At 37.8% G+C, this 16907-nt stretch carries 20 protein-coding genes; 9 read left to right on the top strand and 11 right to left on the bottom strand.

Annotated elements, in window-relative coordinates; genetic code table 11:
* The first annotated feature begins 42 nt into the window (after nt 1–42).
* Nucleotides 43–780 (top strand): TIGR04283 family arsenosugar biosynthesis glycosyltransferase, encoded by a 738-nt coding sequence (locus IQ282_RS01710; protein ID WP_194850219.1) that lies wholly within the window; start codon nt 43–45, stop codon nt 778–780.
* 204 nt (nt 781–984) lie between these two features.
* Here the strand turns inward: IQ282_RS01710 and IQ282_RS01705 are convergent, their stop codons facing one another.
* The 8 genes from IQ282_RS01705 to IQ282_RS01670 all read right to left on the bottom strand — a co-directional run bounded on the left by IQ282_RS01705 (nt 985) and on the right by IQ282_RS01670 (nt 6783).
* Nucleotides 985–1530 carry a hypothetical protein gene (locus IQ282_RS01705; RefSeq protein WP_194850218.1) on the bottom strand — a complete coding sequence of 182 codons (546 nt, stop codon included), beginning with the start codon at nt 1528–1530 and terminating at the stop codon, nt 985–987.
* 21 nt (nt 1531–1551) lie between these two features.
* Nucleotides 1552–2205, bottom strand: a complete 654-nt coding sequence (locus IQ282_RS01700) for an HD domain-containing protein (protein ID WP_194850217.1) — start codon at nt 2203–2205, stop codon at nt 1552–1554.
* Nucleotides 2206–2368: 163 nt separating this feature from the next.
* Nucleotides 2369–4018 carry a M1 family metallopeptidase gene (locus tag IQ282_RS01695; RefSeq protein WP_194850216.1) on the bottom strand — a complete coding sequence of 550 codons (1650 nt, stop codon included), beginning with the start codon at nt 4016–4018 and terminating at the stop codon, nt 2369–2371.
* A gap of 98 nt (nt 4019–4116) precedes the next feature.
* Entirely contained in the window at nt 4117–4260 is a 144-nt protein-coding gene (locus IQ282_RS01690; protein ID WP_194850215.1) for a DUF2256 domain-containing protein, read from the bottom strand.
* Nucleotides 4261–4443: 183 nt separating this feature from the next.
* A complete protein-coding gene (locus IQ282_RS01685; RefSeq protein WP_194850214.1) occupies nt 4444–5457 on the bottom strand; it encodes a glycoside hydrolase family 113 in 1014 nt (337 codons plus the stop codon).
* A 7-nt stretch (nt 5458–5464) separates the two neighbouring features.
* On the bottom strand, nt 5465–5848 hold the full coding sequence (locus tag IQ282_RS01680) for a type II toxin-antitoxin system death-on-curing family toxin (RefSeq protein WP_194850213.1): 384 nt from the start codon (nt 5846–5848) through the stop codon (nt 5465–5467).
* Nucleotides 5845–6033, bottom strand: a complete 189-nt coding sequence (locus IQ282_RS01675; RefSeq protein WP_194850212.1) for a hypothetical protein — start codon at nt 6031–6033, stop codon at nt 5845–5847. The genes IQ282_RS01680 and IQ282_RS01675 overlap by 4 nt, the downstream gene beginning before the upstream one ends.
* 33 nt (nt 6034–6066) lie before the next feature.
* Nucleotides 6067–6783 (bottom strand): DUF547 domain-containing protein, encoded by a 717-nt coding sequence (locus IQ282_RS01670; RefSeq protein ID WP_194850211.1) that lies wholly within the window; start codon nt 6781–6783, stop codon nt 6067–6069.
* A gap of 196 nt (nt 6784–6979) precedes the next feature.
* On the opposite strand from IQ282_RS01670, the gene IQ282_RS01665 reads away from it, so the two are divergent.
* The 3 genes from IQ282_RS01665 (at nt 6980) to IQ282_RS01655 (ending at nt 11191) form a co-directional block, all read left to right on the top strand.
* Entirely contained in the window at nt 6980–8275 is a 1296-nt protein-coding gene (locus IQ282_RS01665; protein WP_194850210.1) for an NAD(P)/FAD-dependent oxidoreductase, read from the top strand.
* A 31-nt stretch (nt 8276–8306) separates the two neighbouring features.
* Nucleotides 8307–10220 (top strand): 4Fe-4S dicluster domain-containing protein, encoded by a 1914-nt coding sequence (locus tag IQ282_RS01660; RefSeq protein WP_194850209.1) that lies wholly within the window; start codon nt 8307–8309, stop codon nt 10218–10220.
* Nucleotides 10221–10453: 233 nt separating this feature from the next.
* A complete protein-coding gene (locus IQ282_RS01655) occupies nt 10454–11191 on the top strand; it encodes an SDR family NAD(P)-dependent oxidoreductase (protein WP_194850208.1) in 738 nt (245 codons plus the stop codon).
* Between the two features lie 112 nt (nt 11192–11303).
* On the opposite strand, the gene IQ282_RS01650 is transcribed toward IQ282_RS01655, so the two are convergent.
* The 3 genes from IQ282_RS01650 to rpe all read right to left on the bottom strand — a co-directional run bounded on the left by IQ282_RS01650 (nt 11304) and on the right by rpe (nt 14084).
* Nucleotides 11304–12290 carry a YpdA family putative bacillithiol disulfide reductase gene (locus tag IQ282_RS01650; protein WP_194850207.1) on the bottom strand — a complete coding sequence of 329 codons (987 nt, stop codon included), beginning with the start codon at nt 12288–12290 and terminating at the stop codon, nt 11304–11306.
* A gap of 329 nt (nt 12291–12619) precedes the next feature.
* Entirely contained in the window at nt 12620–13051 is a 432-nt protein-coding gene (locus IQ282_RS01645) for a DUF4174 domain-containing protein (RefSeq protein WP_194850206.1), read from the bottom strand.
* Nucleotides 13052–13424: 373 nt separating this feature from the next.
* The gene (gene rpe, locus IQ282_RS01640) at nt 13425–14084 is read right to left on the bottom strand and encodes a ribulose-phosphate 3-epimerase (RefSeq protein ID WP_194850205.1); all 660 of its coding nucleotides are present in this window, start codon (nt 14082–14084) and stop codon (nt 13425–13427) included.
* 83 nt (nt 14085–14167) lie between these two features.
* On the opposite strand from rpe, the gene IQ282_RS01635 reads away from it, so the two are divergent.
* The 5 genes from IQ282_RS01635 (at nt 14168) to IQ282_RS01615 (ending at nt 16658) form a co-directional block, all read left to right on the top strand.
* Nucleotides 14168–14452 carry a hypothetical protein gene (locus tag IQ282_RS01635; RefSeq protein WP_194850204.1) on the top strand — a complete coding sequence of 95 codons (285 nt, stop codon included), beginning with the start codon at nt 14168–14170 and terminating at the stop codon, nt 14450–14452.
* A gap of 94 nt (nt 14453–14546) precedes the next feature.
* Entirely contained in the window at nt 14547–14798 is a 252-nt protein-coding gene (locus IQ282_RS01630; RefSeq protein WP_194850203.1) for a type II toxin-antitoxin system Phd/YefM family antitoxin, read from the top strand.
* Nucleotides 14795–15055, top strand: coding sequence for a Txe/YoeB family addiction module toxin (locus IQ282_RS01625; RefSeq protein ID WP_194850202.1), 261 nt, complete (start codon nt 14795–14797; stop codon nt 15053–15055). Before IQ282_RS01630 ends, IQ282_RS01625 begins: the two co-directional genes overlap by 4 nt.
* A gap of 284 nt (nt 15056–15339) precedes the next feature.
* Nucleotides 15340–15588 (top strand): hypothetical protein, encoded by a 249-nt coding sequence (locus tag IQ282_RS01620; RefSeq protein WP_194850201.1) that lies wholly within the window; start codon nt 15340–15342, stop codon nt 15586–15588.
* A gap of 23 nt (nt 15589–15611) precedes the next feature.
* Nucleotides 15612–16658, top strand: a complete 1047-nt coding sequence (locus tag IQ282_RS01615) for a hypothetical protein (RefSeq protein ID WP_194850200.1) — start codon at nt 15612–15614, stop codon at nt 16656–16658.
* Nucleotides 16659–16907 lie beyond the last annotated feature (249 nt).

Below are 16907 nucleotides of genomic sequence, written 5' to 3'. Positions count from 1 at the left end.
TGTTCAAAACCAAAATTTCATGCTCATCGTATATTTGAACTTATGATGAGCATTATTATTCCTGCTCTCAATGAGGAACAGGGAATTTTTAATTTATTAGAACATTTAGTTGTTCAGGCAGGTGATCCAGAAGAACTGGAAATCATTGTTGTTGATGGTGGAAGCATCGATGAAACCTTACTTGAAATAAAGAGGTTTACCCTCGCCTATACTTACATAGATGTAAAGACGGTGGACTCAGACAAGGGCCGCGGCCTTCAATTGCACAATGGTGCAAAGTCTGCTATTCACGATATATTTTATTTTTTACATGCAGATTCATACCCTCCTAAAGGTTATGATAAGCAGGTCTACAAGGCTGTGGCAGCCGGAAAACCGGCAGGATGTTTTCGCATGCGTTTTCGCAGCTGGCACTGGTGGTTACTTATTATAGGATGGTTTTCTAGGTTTAGTTGGAAAGTAAGTCGTGGTGGTGATCAGAGCCAGTATATTACCAGAAACCTTTATGAGCAAATTGGGGGATATGACACTACCGTTCCTATTTATGAGGATTATTTACTCATTAATAAATTATACGAATTACAAAAGTATCACGTGATACAGAAATGGCTCACTACAAGTGCAAGAAGGTATCAGGAAGTGGGGGTTTTAAGATTGCAATGGTTTTACCTTACCATTTATTGGAAGAAACGTCAAGGTGCCAGTATTGATGAGATTTATGAGTACTATTTAAAATGGTGTGATGTCTCAGAAAAGTCCGTAGAAAGTGTGTCTGAATGAAGAATAAGCAATAATGATTGAGTTAGGAACTCACACTTTATAAAACTTAGTTTTCAGTTTAAATCTTTGTAAAAATTATACTCCTCGCAATTGATTGATGAGAATGCTTAAGATTTTTAATACATTACGTATCACTTGTAATTCCTTAATTTCAATTAGCATTCAGAAAGTTGAACTTATCAATTACCTAATTTGTATTTAAAATTATACATCACCAAAAAAACTATCGGGATCAAACGGTAAATCATCATCTGGATCATGGTCGTTATAATTTACACCAGGTGGATTGAATAATCCCCAACGATCGATGCAATAGTTTTCTTTATCAAAACCCGCAACCCACTCTGCAAATAAAACGCGAAATTCTTCTAACTCACGGCGCAATAAGTCTAGATATTCTATGTCTTTGAACCCATTCATTTGTAAACCACGGGCATCAGTTATTATTTCTCTAGCAGCCTTTCTGATGACAGCAGCATTTTCCATGCGCAGGTCGTAAAGATCGGCTCCTTCGGCACCGGCAATTTTAGAAGGAATCATCATGGCATTAGCGAGCATAAATTCTTTGTTTTGCTCAAACATGCGCTCGATTACATCAGACTCTATGTCTTCCATGTCTTCCGATTCTTCTAGTTCGTCAGCATAGGAACCTGTAAGCATGCGATTGACGAGAAAGTAGATTTCTTCCGCTTTATTATATACAGGTAATTGGGTGATGCGGTCTGGACGATTTTTTTCTTCTTCGAACATGGATAGGATTATAAGTGTAATTTACTGTTTTCCGTTCCATTCTGCATAGAACTGATCGAGGTATTGTTCCATGAACTCATGGCGCTTTTGCGCAAGTTGTTTTCCTGATCCTGTGTTCATCAGTTCTTTGAGGAGTAAAAGCTTTTCATAAAAGTGATTTATCGTGGGTGCATCGCTTTTCTTATAAGTCTCCTTATCCATTTTCAAATCTGGGGTAATTGCAGGATCATAAATCAGTCTATTTTTAAACCCACCATAATTGAATGTTCTAGCTATTCCAATCGCGCCTAAGGCATCCAGACGATCTGCATCCTGAACGATATCTAATTCTAGACTTTTGAATTTTTGATCCACATTGCCGCCATTGAAAGATATATTCTCAATAATTTTAATAACATGATCGATTACTCTTTCATCCACATTTTCTTTTTCTAAAAATTCCCGAGCCACACGCGGACCTAAGGTCTCATCTCCATCGTGGAATTTTGAGTCGGCTATGTCGTGGAGTAGGGCGCCTAATTCTATGATTAGTCTATCTGCACTCGTTTCCTGAGTGGCTATGAGTTTCGCATTCTTCCATACCCTTTCGATGTGAAACCAGTCGTGACCGCCTTCTGCATCTTTTAGTTGTTGTTGAACAAACTGTATGGTGGATGTTATAATGTGTTCTTTCATGATAGTGCAGAAGATTTTACTGTAACAAATAAGTTAACTGTATTAATAAAAAAACTATTAATGCAGCCATATGACTCAAAGGTTAAGTTCCGCAGTTGTGATAGGCAGACGTTAGTTTCAAGCTTGAATATGAGGTTTTAGAAAACAGTTTAAAAATTCTAGTTTAAATCTTAACCAATTTCGACTCGACGTAATAATCCTCATCTATGCTTATGTTAGATTCGGACGTGGGTAATTCCAGGAGTTGGAACTCGTTTGTAGGGCTGATCCACTGTTTTTTATCATCAACTATCATTTCTAAAGGCATTTCAAAACCTTCAACCACATTATTCCACCGGTAGTAAAGACCTGATTCATTTATGCTGTATTCTAGCACGGGCACACGTGTATCGCGTGTATATTGGTTAAAAAAGGGCTCTAGATCCATTCCGGTTTCTTGAGATAGATAATTTTCAATCTGTTCAGTGGTAACAGTTTGATGGTAAAATGTTTTATTCATTCCGCGCAATATCATTCTCCACTTTTCATCATCATTTACAAGCTGCCGCAAAGTGTGTAGCATATTAGCTCCTTTATAATACATGTCGCCAGACCCCTCGCTGTTAACGCCGTACGTGCCTATGATGGGTTTATCGTTAGTGATGCTGCGTCTCGTTCCTATTACATATTCAGCGCTTGCCTCTTTACCATAGAAATAATCTAAAAACAGATTTTCTGAATAAGCCGTGAAGCTTTCATGAATCCACATATCCGCTATGTCTTTGTTGGTAATATTATTAGCAAACCATTCATGTCCAGATTCATGGATAATGATAAAATCAAACTTTAAACCCCAACCGGTTCCCGAAAGATCGCGGCCCAAATAGCCATTTGCAAATTTATTTCCGTACGTCACAGAACTCTGATGTTCCATTCCTAAGTAGGGAGCCTCCACCAGTTTATATCCATCTTCATAAAAAGGGTAAGGACCGAACCAGTGTTCAAAAGCTTCCATCATTCTGGGAGCATCTTTAAATTGTTCTTTGGCTTTTTCTAGGTTTCCAGCGAGTACATAATAATCCATATCCAGATCCCCATTCTCGCCTTTATATACTTCAGAGAAATGAACATAATTCCCTATGTTAATGTTGACTCCATAATTATTGATGGGATTATCTACAAACCAGTGGTAGGTTGTGGTGCCATCTTCCATGAGCTCTGTTTTTCTTAACCTTCCATTAGAAACGTCCATCAAGCCCTTAGGAGCATTTATGGCAATAGACATGCTGTCCACTTCTTGATACATGTGATCCTTATTAGGCCACCAGACGCTCGCGCCTAGACCTTGATTAGAAGTCGCGACAAAATCATTCCCTTTAGCATCTTTCTTCCAAGAAAAACCTCCATCCCAGGGTGCATTTTTTGCCTCTCGTGGCTTGCCCTCATAAAAAACTTCTAGAGTATTAATTGCTCCTACTTTTTGTTCTTCGAGTAACGTCACAAAATGCGCGTTTCCATCATTTCGTACCTCTAGTTCCTTTTCGTTTTGTACTACCTTCAAAAATTTAAGAGGCTTTTGCAAATCAATTTGCATGATTTGGTAAGGTTCCAGCACTTTATAATGAATCACGTTAGAACCAGAAATAAACTTTTTCTCTGGCTGTACTTTTACACTAAGATCGTAATAGGTTATATCCCACCAGGAACGCTCTGGCGTTATAGAACCACGCAAAGTGTCTTGATGTGTAAACTGTTGCTTGTCTGATAGAACTTGTGCGTTTATTGCACCCATTGTACAGACTAAAATTGCTATGTATGTAATTAACTTCTTCATAATTATTGTTAGATGGAATGAAATAACGACAGCATCAATTTAATAGACTTCAATTGCTTAAATATGTAGGTAACCCTATACTAGTATTATATTTAAACCTATTTACTGGAGCTACATTTTTTGCTACAATATTTCACGTTTTCCCAATTCTTTTCCCATTTCTTACGCCACGTGAATTCACGCTCACAAACTGGACAAACCTTAGTCGGTAGGTTATTTGGATTGCGCGATTGTTGTCTCATTTTTTAAATATTCTAAATAAATACGGTTGGCAATTTCTCTAATTATTTACTGCTTTAAAGCCATCTTTAAATAGCTACAGACCGTTTATAATATTCTTCTTTTAACTCTAGCCGATTCATGCCTAATCAGCAATATATTTAAAATGTAAATACTTGCCCGGTGTACAAATCTGATATTTTCACTTAATATTTTCCATATGCTTCAGTAACTGTTTTTTCTGCTGGTTTTCCTTGTGGTGTGAATCGTTTTGCATAACCGCGACGGCTGGATTCCGCATGATGTTTCCATAGGAACCCACCAGCAAACCAGTCTTCTTTCCAGATGCTTTCGTATTGCGCCTGTAATAATATTTGCTGTGCTTTGTTGTTTACGCTTCGAGTTTCGTCTGCGGTTGCCCACGGTTCCTTTCCTGCATAATCTGCACTTACATAACCGTATTCTGCAAAAAGAATCTTCTTATCATGCTTTCGCGAAAGCGAACTTAACTCGGCTTTCCACTTTTTCCAACCATTTTTCGTTGTCATCAAATCTGGAGCTTTTTGATCGCTTACGGGAAAATAGGCATCGATGCCTATGTAATCCATTTGATCCCAAAATGGAACGACTTTATAACTGTCCCAGTTACCTGCATAGGTAAGTTTGCCTTTATAAATCTCACGAATTTTCAGAATGAGCGCATTCCAATACTTTGGCCTCGCAATAACGAAAGATTCCAGTTCTGTTCCTATGCAAAATAGATCAGCATTTGTTTCTTGGGCGACTTGCGCATAGTCGAGGATAAACTTTTCGTAGGTAGTTTCCAGAGTGTCCCATCTTGCAGCGTCTGGCAAGATCATGGTTCCTGTATAAATTCCTCTACCTATCCACAGTTGCGGCTTGAGCATCACTTTCAATCCGTTTTCATGGAAAATATCGATGGTGTGTTTTGTGCCATCAATGCGCTCGCCCCACCACTGACGGTCACTATTGTGTATAATTGATGGGTTTTCCAGATTGCGCATGAAGGCATAGGGATGCACTGCGACATAATTAGCATTATAATTTTTGATGGGGTTTACAACTTCTGGTGTGATGGAATCCCGTGTTGCGACAAATGAAATGCCTTTTATCATTTCGGGAATGGCCGGTTTTTCTACTTGTGCATTACAAGAAATGAGGAGAATCGCTGTAAAAAAAAGACCGCTGAAAAGTTTCATAAACCTACTATTCATCGATACTAGCGGAATTGCTTCTAATCCATGCGCTTATCTGGTCCGTATTAAGTTTTCCTTCTGCTACTTGAATTGTGAAGTTGTATTTGGCATTTTCTTGTGCACTAATCTGTAGTTTTTCGCTTAGCAATAAGGAACGCATTAATGCCCAGCCAGTGCGTTTGTTACCGTCAATAAATGGATGGTTTATCAAAATGCTTTCTAAGATTGCAGCAGCTTTTTCATAAATATTTGTATACAAATCTATACCATCAAATGTTGCAAATGGTCTGCTGATCGCAGACTCAAGAGCACCTTGATCACGTAGACCATCTGCTCCACCTGTAGCTTTTACAATACGAGAATGCCCATCGATAACTTCATTGATGTCAATCATTCTGCAAGTCTTCTCAACAAGCTATCGTCCTCGTGTAAAACCGTGTCAATATGTTTTGATATAGGAATGTAAGATTGATTTTTACTTTCAGTATTCAAAATTGCTAATGCCTGTCTTAAGATAGCGGCATCTTCAACCACATTTATCTTTTTCTGTAGCTGCTCTCTTAATTCTTGCGTGCTCATGATATTTCTTTTTATAAATTTACTCAATTCTGTCTATTTCCCGTTCAGGCTCCAGTCATAATTCATGTAACCTATTTTAAATCCTGCCGGAATGGTGTTCTCACCGTAACGATTAATGTAAGCACTCAAGTTCTCTTTTTTAGTGAAGTCTGCATTATACCAGTCAAATATTTTTGAAACCATCGCTTTTTTCTCATGCATATCCAGTTGCACTATCGCTGGGTTATTGATGGCAGCTTTGGTTAATTTTTTAAGCATGAAGTCAACATTTTCAGCAGTGAATGGTTTTGCGGTCAATGGTGGACAGCTTATTGCTCCACAAACCAGTGCAAAATGTAGACGTTCATCAGGGAATCTTTTGAAAAGGATTTCTTTTTCCAGTTGGTTCAGAGAAACTTTTTGAGTTCCTAAATCAAACGCCTTCACATCAAAAAAATCCTTTTGATCCATCACTGATTTTACCGGGTATACATCCACAACACCTTTGATGACAAAGAGATTGTAGGCGTTGATTAATAACGCTTTACATTCATCATTGCTCAGTTTCTCGATGTCTATTTTTTTAAGCGATTCAAGGGCGACCTGTAAATCTTTTGGATTTTTTTTGATGGCCGCATAATCCACTTGACCGTTTGTAACGTAGGTGTTTAAAACCGCTTTGGTGGATGTTGAGAATGATGATAATTGCGCTTTCGCGAAAGCGGAAAAACCTACCAACAGCACGATAAGAATTGTATTTTTAATTGTCATAATAATGTTTTGCACATGAATGTGTAATTAATATTTGCAACAATCACGCCATGTAACGGGTTTGAATCGGCTATAAAGGAGGAATAATATTATAAGAAACGGGAATTTTGAATCATCCTATTTCTGTCATATTTGTTTTATTTCGATGTTGTAGTTTTAAGAGTTGTAAAAGAACCTTCAATTAGACACAAATCATATGGAACATATTGTCATCATTGGAAATGGGATTGCGGGAATTACTGCGGCCAGATATATACGGAAGCTGTCTGATAAGCGCATTACCGTAATTTCTGCAGAGACAGATTATTTTTTCTCTCGTACGGCGTTGATGTATGTTTATATGGGTCACATGAAGTTTGAACACACGCAACCCTATGAAAATTGGTTCTGGGAAAAGAATAGAATCGAACTTAAGAGGGATTATGTAAAACACGTACATCCAGAAACTAAAATGCTATCACTAGACTCTGGCGAACAATTCTCCTATGATAAACTGGTGATTGCAACTGGAAGTATCTCAAACAAATTCGGCTGGCCGGGAGAAGATCTGCAAGGTGTTCAGGGATTAATAACACGAGATGACCTTGAACTGCTGGAGGTGAATGCGCCCAATAACGATATTTGCAAGCGAGCAGTTTTAATAGGTGGTGGACTGATAGGCGTTGAACTTGCAGAAATGCTGCATACCCGTAAAATCCCTGTGACATTTCTAGTGCGCGAGGAAGCATTCTGGAGCGGCGTTTTACCAAAGGCAGATGCCCGAATGATTTCTGATCATATTATTTCCCACGGTATTGATTTACAGCATGAAGAAGAACTCGATGAAATCATCGGCGATGAAAATGGTCGAGTGACCGCAATTAAAACCAAAAAAGGAGAAACCATAGAATGCAATCTTGTAGGTCTATGTGCTGGAGTAAAACCTCAAATAGGTTTTCTCGCCAGCAGCGGTATAGAAACAGATAAAGGGATTCTTGTGGATGAACACCTTCAAACTAATATTAAAGGAATTTATGCTATAGGCGATTGTGCCCAACAGCGAAAGGCGGTGGGGGAACGCAAACCTGTAGAGGCGGTATGGTATACTGGAAGAATGATGGGAGAGACGCTGGCACAAACTTTATGCGGCAACCCCATGGAATGGAGCCCAGGAAACTGGTTCAACAGCGCTAAGTTTATGGATATCGAATATCAAACCTACGGCTGGGTATGGGCAGAACCTAAAGACGGAAATGAACATTACCACTGGCAAGATGAGAAAAACGAGCGTGCTATAACGGTAGAGTTTGAGATAGCCTCTAGAAAATTTATCGGGATCAATACCTTCGGGATCCGAATGAAACATGAGGTCTTTGATAACTGGCTCAATGAAGAGCGATCTGTAGACCACGTTATGGAACATCTATCTAAATCCTGTTTTGACCCAGAGTTTTATAAAAAGCCCTTCAAAAAGATTAATACCCATTTTCAAAATCAAAAAGTACCTTCTTAGAAAGGTTTCACCACTTTAATAAAACACACTTATGTCAGATTATCAACGTAATATGTCCCTAACCGGTGAACCGCCTAAGTCACTTAACGCAGGTCAGAAGATTTTTACAGCTTTGGGATTATTCGGTTTAGCAATCTTAATCATTGCAAATTTCAACGTCAATTTCCCTGATAAAACACTGTGGTTATCAATTGCGTTGGGAAGTATTATAGGTGGGATAGTGGGATTTTCATGGGCAACTTATTCTGGAAAAAGTGCTGGGATCAAGAATGATGGCGTCATGTTTAAATCCATCACCAGTCGTGGATTGTGGGCGTGGATGGCGATTTTGGCTTTTAGCGGTTTCTATGTGCTTTTATATTTCTATCCGCAATATTTGGGACTGGTGGCAGATGGCGATAATACGGGTGTGATCGCGCTGTTTGATCCGTTTTCTAAATTTTTAAGTGGCAATCCGGCAAGTCAGTGGTTTGTTTATGGAACGCTTTATACTATTGCAATTCTATCCTTTGGGATTAAATTTATGTGGAAATACCGCCACAACAGTTACGAATTGATACGTACGGGAAGCGTGATGTTTTTTCAGGCTTCTTTTGCTTTTATTATTCCAGAGATCATGTCTAGCTTGAACCAGCCTTATTATGATTTTAAAAATATATGGCCTTTGAATTATGATTTGTTTGCAGGTTATAAGATTGATGAGTTTTTAGGAGCGGGTAATTTTGGGGTGGCGATGCTTATTTTCGGTGTGGCTTCTATATTTGTAATTACACCAATTCTTACCTATAAATATGGGAAACGCTGGTATTGTAGCTGGGTTTGTGGCTGTGGAGGTTTGGCCGAAACTGCCGGAGATTCCTTCCGTCAGCTTTCAAATAAAAAACAATATGCCTGGAATATTGAGCGCTGGGTGATTCATAGCGTTCTGGTATTTGCAGTAGTAATGACCACTGCCGTTGTTTATTCTTATTTGAAAGGCAATGAATCTGCTATGAGTATAGGTTCCTGGAACGACTTTAGTGATAAGGTGGTTTTTATAGGGGAACAAGATCAAAAACCACTTCATGACGTAGTTCTTGCTGCTCAAGAAGCTGGTGCCGCACAAGTGGTTTATCTCGATAGATCTGATTCTGATCAGATGGTCACGTTAGAATCAAAAGAAGGAATTACTATTCCGTTCAACGTGGTTAAGGAAAAAGATAATGTACAAGGAATCAAGCAGGTCAATGAGCAGAAGCAAGCAACTTTACTTCCAGTAGATCGTAGTATGGCTGACATTAAGATCGAAAAAGGAACTGAGAGTGTGATTTATGATAATGTCTGGCTGAGCAAGGAATCTTTTGTATGGGGAGTCGTGGGGTTACTGACGCTTATTTTCGGTCTTGTTATGATCTTTAAAAGAAAGGAACTTGCCAAAGACGCTAAAATAGGAGCCGTAGCATACTTTGTAATTGTGGTTGGAATTCTCGTTTTTACTTATTTAGACGGGTCTGGAAAACTGTTTTTCTTTGAATCCTGGAAATTAAATAAGTATTATGGGTTCTTGATAGGAGCGGTATTTTCAGGGGTCATAGGCACAGGATTTTACCCCATTTTTGGAAACCGGGTATGGTGTCGATTTGGTTGTCCCATGGCGGCAATTTTAGGATTCCAGCAGCGCATGTTTTCAAGATTCCGCATTACAACTAACGGCGGCCAGTGTATTTCCTGTGGGAATTGTTCTACTTATTGCGAGATGGGAATCGACGTTCGTGCCTATGCACAAAAGGGCGAGAACATCGTTCGTTCCAGCTGTGTAGGCTGCGGTATTTGTAGTGCTGTGTGTCCGCGAGGCGTGTTGAAATTAGAAAATGGATCGATGGAAGGTCGTATCAATAGTGATTCTGTTTTATTAGGTCAGGATCCAGATTTGATGGCTTTGTTGAGTGGTAACAAGAACTCTTAAACGGCAGCTGATCAATTGACTTTGTAAATGCTTAATACAAATAAGGATTAAAACCTGATGCGGAGTAGGCTAGACATTGACGTAACTTAAGCTAGTATTTACTATTATAATTTTGAGAAGTTCGCTTTCGCGAAAGCGAGTTCAATTAGAGCATTCTAAATAAACAACGATTTTATTTCTAATATCCTTAACGGCAACAGATTGATTTTGTTTCTAACTTAGAAATAAAAATCATGAAAAAGACAGTCATCATAACAGGAGCAGCTAGCGGATTAGGAAAGGCGATCGCAATGAGATTCGGCAAAGAGGGGTTTAATGTGGTCGTATCAGACATCGCCAAAGATGCTGGTGATGAGGTGGTAAAAGCGATTAAAGATGCTGGTGGATCAGCTCATTTTATCAATTCTGATGTTTCCAAGAAAGATGAGTGTGAAAGCCTTGTGAAGCAAACAGTAGATAAATATGGAGGGTTGCACGCAGCAGTAAATAACGCAGGAATAGGGGGAGATATGTCATTATCTGCAGATTATTCTCAAGATACCTATGAAAAAGTAATTGCCATAAACCAAAACGGAGTATTCTATGGCTGTCAAGCGCAAATACCGGCAATGCTGGACGCGGGAGGCGGCGCCATCGTTAATATGTCTAGTATTTTAGGGTCTGTAGGGTCGCCGCAATCTGTGGCTTATGTTATGGCAAAACACGCGGTGGTAGGATTGACTCAAACCGCTGGGATTGAATATGCTGAAAAAGGAGTACGGGTCAATGCCGTGGGACCGGGATATATTGAGACACCATTGTTAGATCAAATGGACGACGATCAGAAAAAGGGATTGATATCACAACATCCCATGGGAAGACTAGGAACACCAGACGAAGTGGCAAACCTGGTGTACTGGTTGTGCAGCGATCAAGCAAGTTTTGTAACGGGATCTTATTATACGGTTGATGGTGGGTATACCGCTAGATAATTGCCGACTTTTGTTTTGTTCCCAACCATTAATGCTGTTTGCCAATTGTGACAATTTCATTCTGGCGCCGAGTATTTATCAAATTATAGTAATTTCTAAAGCTGCTATCTATTTATTGGACAGCAGCTTTTTCTTTTGCTAGAATACCCTTAATGATCATGGTCGCATGAATACGGCTATTTTCAATAAACCACTTGTGAGTTTCCTTTCCACCGCAAATGACTCCTGCGAGATATACATTATCAACATTGGTTTCCATGGTTTCTGGATGGTATGCCGGGATTTTCTGATCGCCTTTCAAATCAATTCCCATCATGTTAAGAAAAGCAAAGTTGGGTTTGTAACCTGTTAATGCAACGACAAAGTCATTCTCCAATTCAATGGTTTTATCGCTGTGTTCGATAGTTATAGAATCCTCGCTGATTTCCTTGATTTCAGCATCAAAATACGCTTTAATGGAACCTTCTTTGATTCTATTCTCAATATCTGGCTTTACCCAGTATTTGACTCGGTCACCTATAGCTTCACCACGAACGATCATGGTAACATCGCCGCCCTTCCTATATATTTCTAGTGCTGCATCAACCGCGCTATTGCTGGCACCTACGATGGCTACTTTTTGAAACGCATATAAATGCGGGTCGTTATAATAATGGGTTACTTTTTTCAAGTCCTCGCCAGGCAGTTGGAGTTTGTTGGGAATGTCATAGAAACCAGTGGCTATGATTATGCGTTCTGCATAAAGATGGAATTCCTTATTTGTTATTACCTCAAACATCCCATCCATTTTACGCACGCGCTCCACTTTTTCAAAAAGGGAGATGTTCAGTTTGTTTGATGTCGCAATACGACGGTAATATTCCAGCGCTTCTTGTTTGCTGGGTTTGGCTTCCTTTGAGATAAACGGAATCTCATCAATTTCCAGTTTCTCACTGGTGGAAAAGAAATGCATATTTACGGGATAGTGATAAAGCGAGTTCACAATAGGTCCTTTTTCTACTATAATGTACTCTAAACCGGCTTTTTTAGCCTCCAGCGCACAGGCTATTCCTATTGGACCAGCACCTATAATTAAAACGTCAAAAATTTTTGGACTCATGCGGGTAAAGATAACCGCTGGATGAAAATTAAATCCAAATGGAAACCTAAACTAAAATCAAAATCACACGGGAAAGATTCTCACACTTAGTAATGGTAGATAATTTATGTTCCTTATTGGAACTCGTGTGACATAAATGAACCTTGATTGCTCTAGAAACTCTTTATTCACGTGATAGTAACACCACCATATTTTAGAGGCAAATCACTATGCAAATGGATTGAAGTGAGGACAGGTCTAGTTGTAAAATGTTCAACAACCTAAATTAAAAAGCCTTACTTCTTACGTCAGCAAGATGGGAGCGTAGCGAGCATCGAGCTTGTCATTTGTCAATTCTTCTTCATCTCTTCCTGCCGCATCGACATGCCATCGATGATTTGAAAAAGCTCAGTAGGTGCGATAGGAGTTAAACGTTCTTCTTTTACGGTTCCATCAAGCCCAATCAACACCATTTTGAAGCTGTCGTCTTTTTTCATGAATTCGGTATAGAGATCAGATGCAGAATTCCATTTTTCTGATTCGGCGCCATCAAACTTGTTCGAATGTACCTCGTTAGGAACTATTTGATACATAACTAACTTACGTTCTGCACACTTAATACTGTGATTTTTCAGTTGATCAATTTGATGGGAAAAATCCGCCGATTCTGCATTGTTACTAATAACAAGAATGATGCGATTTTTCCATTGATGAGTTTTTAATTCTTGTGAGTGCATAGTGGATACGATTAGAAATGTGATTAGTAAAATGTACATTCTCATATTCCTAAGTTAACTGAATCGCTCTGTGAACCTATATAGGTTAACGTAGATTTAAAAACAAAAACAAAAACAAAAACAAAGAAGAAAGTGGAAAGATCGCCTTGCTGAAACTGATTAAAAAATTGAAACTGAAACAAATCACTTAGAAGCAAACTATCAATGCCCATCAGCATTTCCATTTCGACTTCGCTCAATGCAGCGCCTCCGAGTGAATCAAGTAATTACGTCTTTGAAAAACTTATTTTATTAAAGTTGACCGTCTAGGATATTTTAGCGATGTACAGTCTTCCTTTTGAGGAAAGAGAAGAGTTGGGAGTTTTTAAAAAATGAAACTAATACGAACTGAAAACTGCTACTGCGACTGAATACTCTTTTAAGAATTGGCTAGCGCTCGCAATTCCTTAATCGTCTTTTCTTGATCGGCAGATTTGAAGACGTAAGACCCGGCAACCAAAACATCAGCTCCAGCATCGATCAGCTGCTTGGCATTTTTGTCAGTCACACCGCCGTCAACTTCTATGAGGCATGAAGCTCCTTTGCTTTCAATCAAAGCTTTTAGTTCTTTGACTTTGTCATAGGTATTCTCAATAAAACTCTGACCGCCAAAACCGGGATTCACACTCATAATCAATACCAAATCAATATCCTTGATCGTGTCTTTCAAATGATCCACACTGGTATGTGGGTTAAGCGCCACACCAGCTTTCATACCGTTTGCTTTTATATTTTGGATCGTTCGGTGCAAGTGTGTGCAGGCTTCAAAATGTACGGTCAAGATATCACAGCCTAGATCTGCAAAGGTTTTAACGTAACGATCGGGATCAACAATCATTAAATGGGTATCGATCGTTTTAGTAGCATGCTTAGTAATAGCATCTAAAACCGGCATTCCATAAGAGATGTTAGGAACAAAAACACCGTCCATAATATCAATATGAAACCAGTCTGCATCACTGCGGTTGAGCATTTCACAGTCACGTTGAAGGTTTCCAAAGTCTGCGGCTAGAACGGATGGAGCAATGAGTTTTGACATAGGTTATAGTGTTTTTGCAAATATAAAATTTCTTCAATCCGTTGTTGGTATTCAAATCGGTGAATTAACCTTAAATTCGGTCGATGACTTCAAGACCTGCAACCCGATCCTATACTAAAATACTGGACACAGCGTCCATGGCTCTACTTCTTCTAATTTTGGGATTCTTTTTCTACAAGGGAAATATGGATTTTGAGGATCAAAAATGGACCTATCTCATTTTAGGTTGTACTTTAATTATTATTGATAGCATCAGAATTTACAATCTGCGGAATGCAGAAAGAACAGGTTTATTTTACTGGCGATGTTTCACTTTATTGTTGGTTACAGGATTTACCGGCTATTGGATTTTCCTTCATTTCATCTAATTGTGAGCTTGATAAAGACGCTTTCGCGAAAGCGATCATCTTAATAGATAACATAAAAAGTACGTGAACGCGTACTTTAAACTATATTTACGGTATGGAAATTATAAATTACACAGACTTTAGAGCTAACCTCAAACACTGGTTTGATAAGGTAATTGACGATGTTACAGATGTTGTGATTAAGCGTAAAGGAGGCAACGACTTGGTTTTGATCTCTCTTGACGAGTACAATTCGCTTAAAGAGACGACTTATTTACTATCTGGTAAAAACCGAGATGTTCTGATTAATTCGATAAAAGAACTAGAAAGTGGAAAAGGAACAGAACACAAGCTTCTAGATTCATGAAATTGATCTGGTCTAGTCAGACCTGGGATGACTACCTCTATTTTCAAAAAACTGATATGAAGATTCTAAAAAGAATCAACGAACTTATCAAGGCAACTAAAAGAACACCTTTTGATGGCATAGGAAAACCAGAAGTTCTAAAAGGAGATCTACATGGTTACTGGTCTAGACGGATAACTACAGAACATCGATTGGTCTATAAATATGAAGATGGCTCGTTGTCGATCGCAGCTTGTCGGTATCATTATAGTAAGTGATTTATTGGTGGTGGTAAGAGTTTAATCTGGTGATTGCTTTCACTAATTTAATTTTCAATAGTGCTAATAAGATTTATAATTAATAAATAAAGCCGATTTCATCGGTTTAACCACACTTAAAGTCATAATTATATAAACATCAGTTAACTAAAATGCTAAGAATTTAATTATTTTGTATTTACATTAGGTTAGTTCGTTTTTTTTTTGATTTACAACGTTTTGCAAAACAAACGTGGTAGCCGAAAAACGTAGTTTAAAAGAGTAGGTAGCAAAATATTTTAATAATGAAAAAATTAATATTTTCAACAATTTTAATATCAAGCTTTGCCTTGCAAGGGTTCACTACGACAGCCATCGCGTCACGTGATTATAAAGATGTTGTTACAAGAGAATGTGGAGAAGGATTTGGTTTTAATTTAGGATTTGTACAACACATTCCACAACGTAAAATTACGCGTTATTACTACGATCCATTAACTGGGGAACAAACAGGGTCCGAATCATTTATAGAACCATGTGATACTGGTGGTTAATGGGTTTTCTTTTGGGAATAATTATGAATAGTAATATCATTAATAGAGCCCGTAACAGTTTCGGGCTCTTAATTGTATTTTGTTATCTTACAACAGCTAATGGTCAAAAATCCATCTTTATCGAGAATTTTGATAAGAAAAATGATGTAGGGTACTTATTACTAGATGATTTAATTATCCAAGAGATACAGGCTAACTCATTTGTAATAAATTCTATGTATAATCAAAGAACTTTAAAATTATACGTAAATGGATTTAAAAGTGTAGTCTTTAAACCTGTGGATACAGATACAATTAAATTAGAGCGTTCACCAAATATGCTGGAGCCAGTATACTTGCGAGATGACTCCCCAGAAAAAATATTACAAAAAATATTGATATCTGTAATTGACGGTGGAAGCTTTAATGCTATGGGTTCAAGAGTTGAAAAAACACAAATTAGAATGAATAGTGTTGCCATTTATAATGTAGGACATACAATAGATTTAACGGCTGAACTGCCCTATACTATAAGAACTGATATTAAAAATATCGATATATCTGCAATTCAAATTGATACGATAAATGAACATCCGCTGAGAGTTAGGAATTATCTGAAAGTAAATAACGAAGTCGTAAATATCAAAGATTACATTGATTTTAATAATCGTCAACCTATAATTCGTAAAGCTGTTCCTATTGAAAAGCTTAGAGAGAACATAAACAAAATGAAAATCGAACGACAGAATGGAGTAATTAACGACACCATCCATTTCAGCAATGATAGAAAAAAAATATTTGGTCATATAGTTTACGACCCTATTGATTTTGCTATAAAACATATTGTTTATTCTGATGAGAATTCAAGTCAAAAAAGGCTAAAAAATCAAGATAATTCTCGCACTTCGCTAAAATTCATTGAAGATTCTGCCATTTATAAAATGAACTTTCAGCAGGCGTCAGGATTAAATATTCTTAAAAATTATAGTGTTTTTAAGGATTTTCATATACAAGATAATAATGTCAGAACAAATTTTGATTATTCATTTGAAAGTAATTCGGAAGCTATAGTAGAAAACCCTACTAATTGATTGTTTAAAATTATTAGTGAGTAACTTAATAATTTAAGGAAATCGTGTAGTAACTAAAGTTGATAGATCTGGACGTTATAGAATCTCATTGCAATGAATAAAGCAGCATCGATTATTTAGAAGGTTCATATGTTAGAATTATTTATAGATTATTAAAGTGCTCAATAAAAAACCGCCGCTAAAATTTCTAGCGGCGGTTTTGTATTTAAACGTTTTGAGAACTCAGTCTAACTCAAAAAAATCCCTGTA

The organism is Nonlabens antarcticus (assembly GCF_015356755.1).
GTDB classification, from domain to species: Bacteria; Bacteroidota; Bacteroidia; order Flavobacteriales; family Flavobacteriaceae; genus Nonlabens; species Nonlabens antarcticus.
The sequence above is the reverse complement of the archived record's forward strand: the minus strand, read 5'-3'. Positions and strand labels throughout refer to the sequence as shown.